Source organism: Pseudoalteromonas nigrifaciens, from assembly GCF_002221505.1.
GTDB classification, from domain to species: domain Bacteria; phylum Pseudomonadota; class Gammaproteobacteria; order Enterobacterales; family Alteromonadaceae; genus Pseudoalteromonas; species Pseudoalteromonas nigrifaciens.
This window is the reverse complement of sequence record NZ_CP011036.1, coordinates 3000577-3012808: the sequence shown is the minus strand read 5'-3', so window position 1 is coordinate 3012808 and position 12232 is coordinate 3000577. Positions and strand designations below refer to the sequence as shown.

Genomic DNA, 12232 nt, shown 5'->3' with positions numbered 1-12232 from the left:
AAGTGCTAATTATTAAGTTCAAGTTTTAAGTTGTAAGCAGTTAGTGCGAACAAATTCAGAAGGTAGTTCAGTAATTACGGCCGCGCGCTGTTTATGACATAAGTAAGTGTATACTTCGTTTTCAAAGTCGTCGTTAATTGCACGCCCTACTTGATACAAGGTAGAAGTGAAATTGCTATCGACTCTAAAATGATCTTTAACGACGTAATCTTTACTTAAATACCAATATAACTCTATGCCTTCATTACTGGCATATTGCGATAACGCCTTTTTTAGTGTTGACCCGTTTTCAAAGCGTCGAGGCTCAATTTTACCTGTCCAGGTTTTTGGAATCGGTTCAATAATACGCATGCGCTCAGCTAAAACACGCTCAAGAGTTTGTTCTGGCTTTTTAAGCTGCAATACAAACTTACCTTGCTCGCTGCTCACTTTATTACGAATTGAAGAGTAAAACCGACTTAATCCTTGCGCCGCTGCATTGTTTGATTCTTTAAAATCAAATACTGGACCATCACCTAATAAAAAGTAGACTGCGAGAATTATTAGCCCCGCAGCCAGTGATAAATGTTTAATCCAGAACCACATAGTTGGTACTCATTTTTATTTTTATTATCTATTGTTATACCATTACTTTTAATAAAAAGAAGTGCTATTTTCATCGGGGCGTGTTTTAAAGCGGCGGTGTAGCCACATATATTGCTCAGGAGCGGCATTAATTGCTTGCTCTATACGTTGGTTAACACGAGTGACATCGGCTTTCTTGTCGCCACTGGGGAAGTTTTCAAGTTCAGGTAATACTTCTAAGTGGTATTTACCGTGTTCGTCGCGACGGCTAACTAAACTAACTGTTTCACAGTGTTTACTGGCTGCAAACATTAGCGTTCCTGTGGTTGTTGCTGTGTCTGGTACGGCAAAAAATGGCACAAATTCACAATGCTTACGACCATAATCTTGATCAGGTAAGTAGTAACATATTTTTTTGTTTTTAAGTGCTTTTAATAAACCTTTTACGTCTTTTCGGCCAATTAAATATTCGTTAGAGCGCAAGCGGCCATTGGTAGTAAAGTATTCCATAAGCGGATTGTTGTGCGGGCGATAAAAACCTAAGCCTTGGTATTTTAATCCCATTACACGGCTCGCCATTTCAAGATGCAAAATATGCGGAACTAGCATTAACACGCCTTTGCCCGACGCTTGAATGCGCTCAAAGTGCTCAAGCCCTTTAATTGAACCGTAAGCTTTTTGTACTCGCCACTTTGGCCACCACCATGCCATACCGGTTTCGACCATGGCCATTCCGGTATTTTCCATGTTTTTTAATACTAATGCTTGTTGGTCTGCTTCGCTCATATCTGGGAAGCAGTGTCTTATATTTACCTCAGCAATATGGCGGCGTCGCTTCATATATTTATGCACTAATCGGCCAAGCTGCTTGCCCATTGCTAGTTGTAGCTTTTGTGGTAGCCACGAAATTAAATATAAAAAGAAAACACCCACCCAAGTTAACCAGTAACGAGGACCCAAAAAAGATATTTTAAAAGGAGATGAGGTAACCACAAAAAAATTCTCTAATAATAAAAACGCTAGTTTAACGCTAAGCGCTATAAAACACAAAAAGCCAGCAAAATGCTGGCTTTTTAGTTACTAGACTAAGCTGTGTTAAATTGCGTTTAAACCTTTATTAATCGCCATTAAGTCAGCATTTGTCAGTGTTCCTGTTGCTTGCTTTAAACGCAGCGTAGATACCACGTAGCGATAGCGAACATTGGCAAGGTTACGTTTTGCATTGTACAAGTTTTGTGTGCTAACAAGTACATCAACAATAGTACGAGTACCTACTTCAAAACCTGCTTCAGTTGCTTTAAGTGCACTCTCGGCAGATATAACCGCTTGCTCTAGCGCTCTAAAGGTCGCTATATCTGAAACCACTTGATTATAAGAAGTAATAACTGTGCGTGTAACTGCGCGATAGTTAGTTTCGTAATCTTGGCTTGCAGCGACGTAAAATGCACGTGCTTGATTAGTTGCAGCAACCGTGGCACCACCTGAGTAAAGAGGCACACTAAAGTTAATACCTATAGTGGTCGAATCGGCACGAGGTTGGTTATCAAAACTTGCACCGTTTATGTCGCGATTGGTTAAAGAATCACCGTAACGCGCATCAAGTGTTAATTTTGGGTAGTGGCCTGCTTTCGCTAGCTCAATTTGATCTTTAGCTATATCAACTGTGACTTTTGCTACTTGTAAATTTAAGTTTTTTTCTTCAGCCACTTTAACTAAGTCGCTAGAGGGTTTATTTGGCTTTACAGTTGAAAATGTTTCGGTATTTAAAACGTCAAGTTTTGCGTGGTACTTACCTGTTATTTCGCGCAGTAGTTCACGTGCTGTTTCTACGGCATTACCGGCAACAATTTCTTGTGCTACTGAGTTATCAAACTGAGCTTGAGCTTCGTGTACGTCGGTAATAGCAGTTAGGCCTACCGCGTAGCGTTGCTTTGTTTGCTCTAATTGGCGTTCAATAGCGCGCTTTTCAGCTTTAACAAATTCAAGGCTATCGATAGCACTTAATACATTAAAGTAACCATCGGCAACACGTACTATTAAATCTTGCTTAGCAAAATCGTACTGTGCACTGGCTTGTAGAGCTTGTTTATCAGCAATACCTAGGTTATTCCATGCGCCTAAATCAAACAGTGTTTGGCTTAAGCTAACACCACGAGTGAATTGGTCAGTATCGCTTTCTACTTTAACTTGATTTGATAAATCGCCAACACTTTGAAAAGAGGTAGAGTCACTTTTTTCGTAGCCTAAGCTTAAACCTATTTGAGGTAATAATGCGCTCATCGCACGATCACTTTGATAAGATTGTGCATCCGCTTGGGCTTTTGCCTTCAACACGGTAGGATCGTTTGCTGTCGCAATTTCAAAAACTTGTAGTAAATCTTCAGCGTGAGCAGCTGTAGCGCCAATTGCGCATGATAAACTAACCAGCGCCGCAAGGATGTTCTTTTTCATGTGTGGTTCGGTCCTTAGACAAATTTTATACTATTGGGCATGTTAACCTGTTTTGGCTCATAACTAAAAAAAAAATGAGTAAAACAATGTTTGTAAGTGTAACAGAATATATTAATCCACTTTAGTTTATTAAAATAAGTAAGAGGTAGTTATATGACCAATAAAAAGTTGATCGAATTTACTCACCAAGATGTGAGATTAAAACCTATTACTAACCTTTACGATGGTTTTTTTAAAATTAACTTATATCAATTTAAACATGCATTATTTGCGGGTGGCGAGTCGCAACTCATTAGCCGTGAAATTTTAGAACGTGGCGATGCTATTGCCGTGCTGCCTTACGACCCTGTAACCGATACAGTGTTATTAATAGAGCAAATACGCATTGGTGCAATAAAAAGCAAACATTCGCCATGGCTGTTAGAATGTATTGCAGGTATGACCGATGGCAGTGAGGATTATGCAGCGGTAGTAAAAAAAGAAGCCTATGAAGAAGCCGGACTTAATTTAACCGAGCTCGAGTTTATGCTTTCGTATCTTTCAAGCCCCGGCGGCACTACTGAGCGGTTACATTTATATTTAGCCCGCGCCGATTTAAGCCAAGTAAACAGCGGAGTTTACGGTTTAGAAACGGAAGGGGAGGATATTAAAACCCATATATTAACACTAGATGATGCACTGGCACGGCTTAATAGTGGGGAAATAGACAATGCTGCAACGGTTATTTGTTTGCAATGGTTAGCGCTCAATCGTGATGGTATGATCAACAAGTGGGCATAAATTTTATACATAAATAGTAATTTATAAATTGTAATGGCGGTACTTTGACAGCACTTTTAGCAACCCAAAGATATATTCAAAACCTTCCAAAGTATTTAACACTTTGCGAGCATAATTACGTGCGGCTTTTAAAGTTATTACCAAGCGAGCAAACTAAACAAAGTATTCGCGAGGTAAAGTTGGGTAACAGTGAGTTTGCTGTAAAAATAGATGACATGGCTAAATACACTATGGATGTGTCAATTAAACAGCTATCAGGAATGGTAAAAGGCATTACCCCATTATACTTAACCGTTAGGCTTTATAATGATGCGAAAGTGGCCGAAATTATTCATCACGACTATCATCAGCGCATAAAACCTTCTTACGGTTATCCTAATCCTAAAATGCATCAAAAAGATGAAAAATATCAGCTTAACGCCTTTTTATATGATTGGCTGGTGGCGTGTGTTGAGCATGGCCAAGCCACGCTAAATTGGGATGTAAATAATGGCTTGGTTTGATGATACTTATACTTTTAATAAGCCATCTTTACGTATTGCTCATGTTACAGATTGCCATTTACTTGCCGATAGAAATGCTGAGTACTTTGGGGTAAATACAGCCACATATTTTCAACAAGCGCTTGAACATATGGCGTTACAACAACTAGATGCAGTGGTATTTGGCGGTGATTTAACACAAGATCATAGTGTGGAATCTTACTTATTATTTAGTGAGCTTATAAGCAACAGTACACTTACTTGCCCAGTATTTTGGCTACCAGGTAATCATGACGAAATTGCCTTGCTTGAGCAAATCAGTGGTGGACAAATAAAAGCGGCAAAACGCTTAGTGGCTAATAACCTAACTAATAGCCTAACTAATAACGCAAGCACTGATATTGAGCTATTACTTATTAACTCCAAAGGGCTCACTCCAGCCGGTTGGGTGACAAGTGAGCATTTAAATGAAATATCCGATTGTTTAGCGCAGCCAGTTAGTAAGCAACTGGTATTTTGCCATCATAATCCGTTGCCAATAAACGGTTATTTAGATAAACATATGCTCGAAAATGGCCCACAACTATTAAATACGTTGGTTAATAATGGCAATGTTGCTGCGCTTATTCATGGTCATGTGCATAATGATTATACGCAATGTTTTAGAGAGCTTGATATTTACGCTACGCCGGCAAGCTCAGTGCAATTTACTAAGCACAGTAAAGCGTGGCAACAGCAAAATAATGGCCCAGCTTATAGAATGCTTTATATAAACTCATCGCAAGGGCAAGTGCATATAAATACGGACGTGATATGGTTAAGCGCGTAATTTATATTCACGGTTTTAATAGTTCTGAAAAATCATATAAAGCTGTGCGCTTTGGTGAGCTTATGGCACACTATGATGTTGACTATTATGTACCACGTTTAAACCACGAACCTCTGCAAGCTATTATCGAGTTAGAGCAGTTAATCACACCTAATACCGCGTTATTAGGTAGTTCATTAGGCGGTTTTTTTGCCACCTATTTATCGCAGCGTTATCATATTCCTGCGGTGGTTATTAACCCAGCGGTAGCACCGGGCAATTTATTACAGCCTTTACTTGGGGCAAATTATAATCCGTATCAAGATTATAATTATGAACTAAATAACCGTCATATAGATGCTTTAAAAGTATTAACATTGAGCGAGTTAAAGCACCCTGAGTTGTTGTACTTGTTGCAACAAACGGGTGATGAAGTGTTAAATTTTCAACACGCAGTAAATTATTATTCACACTGTAAGCAATTAATAGAATTTGGTGGTGATCACAGCTTTATTGGCTTTGAGCGCACTATTGCAAGCATTGTCGATTTTCTTAAATTAAATAAAACTAGTTAGCGCATATAAAGATAAAAATTATGAGTCAGCAAAATTATAACGCCGAAGCTATTGAAGTACTCAATGGGTTAGATCCGGTAAAACGCCGCCCCGGTATGTATACAGATACCTCGCGGCCAAATCATTTAGGCCAAGAAGTTATCGATAATAGTGTCGATGAAGCAATGGCCGGCCATGCCACTCGAATAGATGTGATCTTACACGAAGATAACTCGCTCGAAGTGAGTGACGATGGCCGTGGTATGCCTATTGATATTCACCCAGAGGAAGGTATTCCCGGGGTTGAGCTAATATTTACCAAACTGCATGCTGGTGGTAAGTTTTCTAACAAAAACTATCAGTTTTCGGGTGGTTTACACGGCGTTGGTATTTCGGTTGTAAATGCGCTATCAACCCGCGTAGAAGTGACCGTTAGACGAGATGCCCAGCAATACAGAATGGCATTTGAAAATGGCGAAAAAGTTGAAGACTTAAGCGTAATTGGCGTGGTGGGTAAGCGCAATACCGGTACCACAGTACGTTTTTGGCCAGACGTTAGTTACTTTGATTCGCCTAACTATTCAATCACTAAACTAAATCACTTATTAAAAGCTAAAGCCGTGTTATGCCCAGGCTTACGCATTAAGTTTGTTAATAAGCAAACTAAAGAAACCCAAGAATGGTTTTACGAAACGGGTTTAAAAGATTACTTAATTGAAGCCATTAAAGGCTACGAAACATTACCAGATGTGCCCTTTGTAGGTGAGTTTTCAAGCTCAATTGAAGGTGCTGACTGGGCATTGATTTGGCTACCTGAAGGGGGCGAGTCAATAGCTGAAAGTTACGTAAATTTAATACCTACCGCACAAGGCGGTACTCATGTAAACGGTTTACGCCAAGGTTTACTTGAGGCAATGCGTGAGTTTTGTGAGTTTAGAAATTTATTACCACGAGGTGTAAAACTCACCCCAGATGATATTTGGGAGCGTTGTAGTTATGTGCTTTCAGTTAAAATGCAAGATCCGCAGTTTGCCGGTCAAACTAAAGAAAAGTTATCGTCGCGCTCATGTGCGGCATTTGTATCGGGCGTAGTAAAAGACTCCTTTAGTTTATGGCTAAACGAGCATACCGATATTGCAGAGCAACTCTCTGAATTGTGTATTTCTAATGCGCAGCGACGTTTACGTGCTGCTAAAAAAGTGATCCGTAAACGCGTAACCGCAGGGCCTGCACTTCCGGGCAAATTAACCGATTGTAGTGCCGCAGATAACGATCGCACCGAGCTATTTTTAGTGGAAGGTGACTCGGCAGGTGGCTCGGCTAAGCAAGCGCGAGATCGTGAGTTTCAAGCAATAATGCCGCTGCGTGGTAAAATATTAAATACCTGGGAAGTTGATTCGGGGCAAATATTAGCATCGCAAGAGGTGCACGATATTTCGGTGGCATTAGGTATAGACCCAGATTCAGACGATTTAACAGCGCTGCGCTATAATAAAATATGTATATTAGCCGATGCTGACTCGGATGGGTTACACATAGCTACCCTATTGTGCGCCTTATTTGTGCGCCACTTTAAGCCACTAGTAAAAGCAGGGCATGTGTATGTTGCTATGCCACCACTTTTTAGAATCGATATTGGTAAAGATGTTTATTACGCACTAGATGAAGACGAAAAAACCGGTATTTTAGCGCGCATTGAAGCTGAGAAAAAACGCGGTAAAGTAAACGTACAGCGATTTAAAGGCTTGGGTGAAATGAACCCGTTGCAACTGCGTGAAACTACTATGGATCCAAATACCCGGCGTTTAGTGCAACTCACCTTGGATGAAGAAGAATTAACCATGGAAATGATGGATATGTTACTGGCTAAAAAGCGCTCTGCAGATAGGCGTCAATGGCTAGAGGATCACGGTAACAAGGCACAAGTTTAATTAGCGTCTGCGTTTAAAAAACAAGGAGAATATATGAATACGGTACTAAAAATAGTGCTATTACTAGGTTTAACTAGCAATACCGTAATGGCTAAAAATATATTAGATAAACTCACGGTAGCCCCGGGGTTTGAGCTTAGCTTATTTGCCAGTGATGTTGAAAATGCACGGCAAGTTGTAGTATCAAAAAAAGGCATAGTATATGTTGGCTCGCGCAAAGCAGGCAATGTATATGCACTTATTGATCATAACAGCGATGGCGTAGCAGATAAAAAAATGCTGGTTGCAGAAGGCTTAAATATGCCTTCAGGTTTAGCAATGAAAGATGGCGATTTATATGTTGGTGAAGTACACCGCATCATTCGTTTTAAAAATATTGATACGCAACTAAAAAACCCACAGTTTGAGGTGCTTTACGATGCGCTGCCATCAGAGCGACATCATGGTTGGAAATTTTTACGCTTTGCCCCAACTGGCGAGCTAATAATTCCGGTTGGTGTACCTTGTAATATTTGCGCTGAAGACGAGCGTTTTGGCCGTATTTTTGCGTTAAACGTAGAAACCAAGCAAATTACTACACTGGCGCAAGGCGTACGTAACTCAGTAGGGTTTGACTTTCACCCTAGCACACAAGCGTTATGGTTTAGCGACAATGGTCGCGACATGATGGGGGATGACATTCCGCCAGATGAGTTAAATAGAGTCACTAAAGAGGGCGAGCATTTTGGTTTTCCGTATGTTCACGCAGGCGCGATTATTGACCCTGAATTTGGAAAAGGTAAAAAAATTGCCGACTATACTTCACCTGCACTAGCCTTACCGGCGCATGTAGCGCCTTTGGGTATTCATTTTTATAACGGTAAGCAATTTCCAGCAAGCTATAAGCAGCAGTTATTTGTTGCTGAACATGGCTCGTGGAACCGTTCTAAAAAGTCAGGTTATAAAGTGGCATTAGCGAGCATTGAGCAAGGCCGTGTAACTAAATATACGCCATTTATTACAGGCTTTATGCAAGACGAAACAACATATGGACGCCCTGTTGCATTTGCAGAATTAGGTGACGGCAGTCTATTGGTAAGCGATGATTACGCCAATGTGATCTACCGTGTAAGCTATAAGAAAAACTAGGTAAGCTTTAATGAGTGATACAGATACCTTGCTAATGCAAGGAATTGAGCAACAAACAATGGGTCGTTTTACCGAAGACGCCTACTTAAACTATTCTATGTACGTAATTATGGATAGGGCATTACCCCATGTGGGCGATGGCTTAAAACCAGTACAGCGACGTATTATTTATGCTATGAGCGAGCTGGGGTTATCGGCTAATGCCAAGTATAAAAAATCAGCCCGTACCGTAGGTGACGTACTAGGTAAATACCATCCCCATGGTGATAGTGCCTGTTATGAAGCCATGGTATTAATGGCGCAGCCGTTTTCTTATCGTTATCCATTGGTTGACGGGCAAGGAAACTGGGGCGCGGCCGACGATCCTAAATCGTTTGCGGCAATGCGTTATACCGAAGCACGTTTATCTAAGTTCTCTGAAATACTCCTCAAAGAGCTAGGCCAAGGGACGGTAGATTGGACGCCAAACTTTGACGGCACCATGGATGAGCCTGTGGTACTGCCATCGCGTTTACCGCATATATTACTCAATGGTATAACGGGTATTGCAGTTGGTATGGCAACCGATATTCCGCCTCATAATGTGCGTGAAGTAGCCAGTGCCTGTTGCTTATTACTTGATAAACCAAAAACTGAGCTTGAAGAATTACTTACTTTAGTACATGCGCCAGATTACCCTACAGACGCAGAAATAATTACCCCAAAAGCCGATATTCACAAAATATATAAAACTGGGCGTGGTTCAATCAAAATGCGTGCTGTTTATACACAAGAACAGGGTGATATAGTTATTACCGCACTGCCACATCAGTGCTCTGGTGGTAAAGTACTGGAGCAAATTGCAGCGCAAATGAACGCTAAAAAGCTGCCAATGGTAGCCGATTTACGCGATGAGTCAGATCACGAAAACCCGACTCGAATCGTCATTATTCCGCGTTCAAATCGCATTAAAGCTGAGCCGTTAATGGCGCACTTATTTGCCACCACAGATCTAGAAAAAAGCTATCGTGTAAACTTAAATATGCTTGGCCTAGATGGGCGTCCGCAAGTTAAAAATTTACTGACTATTTTAACCGAGTGGTTAGTGTTTAGACGCGAAACAGTACGTCGACGTCTACAATATCGTTTAGATAAAGTGTTAGCGCGTTTACATATTTTAGAAGGCTTATTAGCAGCCTTTTTAAATATTGACGAAGTGATTGAAATTATTCGCAGCGAAGATAAACCAAAGCCAGTATTAATGGAGCGCTTTGATTTAACAGACATACAAGCAGAAGCTATTTTAGAGCTAAAACTTCGTCATTTAGCTAAGTTAGAAGAATTTAAAATACGTGGTGAGCAAGATGAACTCGCTAAAGAGCGTGATAAATTGCAGCAAACGCTAGGCTCAGATCGTCGTATGTCAACGTTGCTTAAAAAAGAAATTCAAGAAGCGGCTGAAATATATGGCGACGACCGTCGCTCGCCAGTTGTTGAACGCCTAGAAGCAAAAGCGTTAAATGAAAAAGATTTAATCCCATCAGAGTCGGTCACTGTGGTGCTTTCAGACAAGGGCTGGGCACGCGTTGGCAAAGGACATGATTTAGATGTGCAAGGGTTAAGTTATCGAGCCGGTGATGCTTATAGAGCCTCAGCTCGGGGTAAGAGTAACCAGCCCGCCGTGTTTTTAGATTCAGCAGGACGAGCGTTTGCAACCGATGCGCATAGCCTGCCCTCAGCACGTAGCCAAGGTGAGCCCATGACAGGGCGTTTTAACCTTAGTGCAGGCGCTAACTTTGAGCATGTAGTAATGGGTGAAGATAACCAAGTATTACTTATGGCATCAGACGCAGGTTATGGCTTTATTACTGACTTTAAAGACTTAGTGAGTAAAAACAAAAACGGCAAAGCATTGGTGAGCGTACCTAAAGGCGGTTTATTACTGTCGCCAATTAGGGTTAACGAGGTCGCTAGTGATTATTGTATGGCCATTTCCAACGAAGGGCGGATGTTGTTATTTCCGCTGCGCGACTTACCAAAACTAGGTAAAGGTAAAGGTAATAAAATAATTTCTATTCCGGGGGCTAAAGTACAAGCCCGCGAAGAGTTTGTAAAAGTATTAGCAGTAGTGCCTGAGGGCAGTAGTGTAACGCTGCATGCAGGTAAGCGAAAACTAACGCTTAAACCAAGTGATTTAGAGCATTATTATGGCGAGCGAGGGCGTAGGGGTAATAAACTACCACGAGGCCTACAAAGAGTAGACGAAGCTGTTGTAGAGTTTAGCCCGCAAAACGACGAGCCAATTGAAAATGCTATTGATGAGTAGCGATTAATTCACATTCGCTCATATTAAACGGCTTGCTTATGCAGGCCATTTTTTTGTTATAAATTTAGTTTGTTATAAAATTGAGCGTACACTTGTGCGCTATTTTCTCGTGTAGATCATAAAATAACGTTATAATAGCCGCTGGCTTAACGCGATTATATTTGGAGACGCTCTGTTGCTTGCTGTTATACGTATTTTTATTATGCTGTTGTTTATATTATTAAGTTGTATTTTTGGGTTACTGTTATCAATAGTGAGGCCATTTCATCCTAATAATGTGCATATTATAGCGAGCTGGTTTGGCTCAGTAGCAAAAATGCTGGGCGTTAAAGTTGTACGAAAGTACCATCCGGATAGCGTAAATCTTGGTCCTGCGGTTTATGTGGCAAATCATCAAAATAGTTATGACTTATTTACTATTCCTGCAATGGTGCCTAAAAACTGCGTGAGCGTAGGTAAAAAAAGCTTAAAGTGGGTGCCATTTTTTGGTCAGTTGTATTGGCTTTCGGGGAATATTTTAATTGATCGTACAAACCGCTCAAAAGCTGCGGGAACTATTTCTAAAGCCGCTGAAAAAATAAAGAAAAATGGCTTATCAGTATGGATGTTTGCAGAAGGTACACGCAGTTACGGACGCGGTTTATTACCTTTAAAAACAGGCGCATTTCATACCGCTTTAAGTGCGCAAGTACCCATAGTGCCCGTATGTATGAGCACAACGCATAAAACCATTAAACTAAATCGTTGGGATAATGGTACAATTTATATTGAAATGTTAGCCCCCATATCGCTTGATAAAAACATCAGCGCGCGCGAGCACGCTAAAAGTGTGCACAGTATTATGGCTGCTAAAATAACTGAATTAGATGCTCAAGTGAGAGAAAATTAATGGAAAACTGGCGTGAAATAAGTGAAGACATCGTATCTTCATTACTCGAAGATGGTTCAGACCCTGAAATACTTTACGAAGTAGAACATCACTTTGTATGTGAAGACTTCCCTAAGTTAGAGCAGGCCGCATTAGCCGCTTTTAAATTAGGCTACGATGTAGAAGAGCCAGCAGAGCTTGAGCTTGAAGACGGTGCAAAAATTTGGAGTTTTGACATAGTTGTAGAGTCAGAGCTTGATGTTGACGTAATAATGGAAGACGTTGATAAGCTGGCAGCACTTGCTGTTGAATGCGAAGTAGAATACGACGGTTGGGGCACTTACTTTCAAGAGTAATTAGC

12 protein-coding genes are annotated in these 12232 nt (G+C 40.8%); 9 read left to right on the top strand and 3 right to left on the bottom strand.

What is annotated here, in order from left to right; translation table 11 throughout:
• Positions 1-18: 18 nt before the first annotated feature.
• From PNIG_RS14320 to tolC, 3 genes are all read right to left on the bottom strand, one after another.
• Positions 19-585: a toxin co-regulated pilus biosynthesis Q family protein gene (locus PNIG_RS14320; protein ID WP_089368755.1), complete on the bottom strand. Its 567-nt coding sequence runs from the start codon at positions 583-585 to the stop codon at positions 19-21.
• Positions 586-633: 48 nt separating this feature from the next.
• Positions 634-1557, bottom strand: coding sequence for an LpxL/LpxP family Kdo(2)-lipid IV(A) lauroyl/palmitoleoyl acyltransferase (lpxL, locus tag PNIG_RS14315; RefSeq protein WP_011329241.1), 924 nt, complete (start codon positions 1555-1557; stop codon positions 634-636).
• Between the two features lie 102 nt (positions 1558-1659).
• On the bottom strand, positions 1660-3015 hold the full coding sequence (tolC, locus tag PNIG_RS14310) for an outer membrane channel protein TolC (protein ID WP_011329240.1): 1356 nt from the start codon (positions 3013-3015) through the stop codon (positions 1660-1662).
• Between the two features lie 153 nt (positions 3016-3168).
• On the opposite strand from tolC, the gene PNIG_RS14305 reads away from it, so the two are divergent.
• The 9 genes from PNIG_RS14305 to rraB all read left to right on the top strand — a co-directional run bounded on the left by PNIG_RS14305 (position 3169) and on the right by rraB (position 12227).
• Positions 3169-3795 (top strand): NUDIX domain-containing protein, encoded by a 627-nt coding sequence (locus PNIG_RS14305; RefSeq protein ID WP_089368754.1) that lies wholly within the window; start codon positions 3169-3171, stop codon positions 3793-3795.
• Positions 3796-3839: 44 nt separating this feature from the next.
• Positions 3840-4298, top strand: a complete 459-nt coding sequence (locus PNIG_RS14300) for a DUF1249 domain-containing protein (protein ID WP_058374175.1) — start codon at positions 3840-3842, stop codon at positions 4296-4298.
• Complete coding sequence (locus PNIG_RS14295; RefSeq protein WP_089368753.1) at positions 4285-5106, top strand: metallophosphoesterase; 822 nt, start codon at positions 4285-4287, stop codon at positions 5104-5106. The genes PNIG_RS14300 and PNIG_RS14295 overlap by 14 nt, the downstream gene beginning before the upstream one ends.
• Entirely contained in the window at positions 5091-5660 is a 570-nt protein-coding gene (locus tag PNIG_RS14290) for a YqiA/YcfP family alpha/beta fold hydrolase (RefSeq protein ID WP_011329236.1), read from the top strand. Before PNIG_RS14295 ends, PNIG_RS14290 begins: the two co-directional genes overlap by 16 nt.
• A 20-nt stretch (positions 5661-5680) precedes the next feature.
• Positions 5681-7570 carry a DNA topoisomerase IV subunit B gene (gene parE, locus PNIG_RS14285; RefSeq protein ID WP_011329235.1) on the top strand — a complete coding sequence of 630 codons (1890 nt, stop codon included), beginning with the start codon at positions 5681-5683 and terminating at the stop codon, positions 7568-7570.
• Positions 7571-7603: 33 nt separating this feature from the next.
• Entirely contained in the window at positions 7604-8698 is a 1095-nt protein-coding gene (locus PNIG_RS14280) for a PQQ-dependent sugar dehydrogenase (RefSeq protein WP_011329234.1), read from the top strand.
• Between the two features lie 10 nt (positions 8699-8708).
• Positions 8709-11003 (top strand): DNA topoisomerase IV subunit A, encoded by a 2295-nt coding sequence (parC, locus tag PNIG_RS14275; RefSeq protein WP_011329233.1) that lies wholly within the window; start codon positions 8709-8711, stop codon positions 11001-11003.
• 175 nt (positions 11004-11178) lie between these two features.
• A complete protein-coding gene (locus PNIG_RS14270; RefSeq protein ID WP_011329232.1) occupies positions 11179-11892 on the top strand; it encodes a 1-acylglycerol-3-phosphate O-acyltransferase in 714 nt (237 codons plus the stop codon).
• On the top strand, positions 11892-12227 hold the full coding sequence (gene rraB / locus PNIG_RS14265; RefSeq protein WP_011329231.1) for a ribonuclease E inhibitor RraB: 336 nt from the start codon (positions 11892-11894) through the stop codon (positions 12225-12227). Before PNIG_RS14270 ends, rraB begins: the two co-directional genes overlap by 1 nt.
• The last annotated feature ends 5 nt before the right edge of the window (positions 12228-12232 follow it).

Bases quoted from the DNA above. Each gene is read 5' to 3' on its own strand.
- rraB (WP_011329231.1), top strand. From the start codon at position 11,892: ATGGAAAACTGGCGTGAAATAAGTGAAGACATCGTATCTTCATTACTC.
- parE (WP_011329235.1), top strand. From the start codon at position 5,681: ATGAGTCAGCAAAATTATAACGCCGAAGCTATTGAAGTACTCAATGGG.
- PNIG_RS14320 (WP_089368755.1), bottom strand. From the start codon at position 585: ATGTGGTTCTGGATTAAACATTTATCACTGGCTGCGGGGCTAATAATT.
- parC (WP_011329233.1), top strand. From the start codon at position 8,709: ATGAGTGATACAGATACCTTGCTAATGCAAGGAATTGAGCAACAAACA.
- PNIG_RS14290 (WP_011329236.1), top strand. From the start codon at position 5,091: ATGGTTAAGCGCGTAATTTATATTCACGGTTTTAATAGTTCTGAAAAA.
- PNIG_RS14280 (WP_011329234.1), top strand. From the start codon at position 7,604: ATGAATACGGTACTAAAAATAGTGCTATTACTAGGTTTAACTAGCAAT.
- PNIG_RS14295 (WP_089368753.1), top strand. From the start codon at position 4,285: ATGGCTTGGTTTGATGATACTTATACTTTTAATAAGCCATCTTTACGT.
- PNIG_RS14305 (WP_089368754.1), top strand. From the start codon at position 3,169: ATGACCAATAAAAAGTTGATCGAATTTACTCACCAAGATGTGAGATTA.
- tolC (WP_011329240.1), bottom strand. From the start codon at position 3,015: ATGAAAAAGAACATCCTTGCGGCGCTGGTTAGTTTATCATGCGCAATT.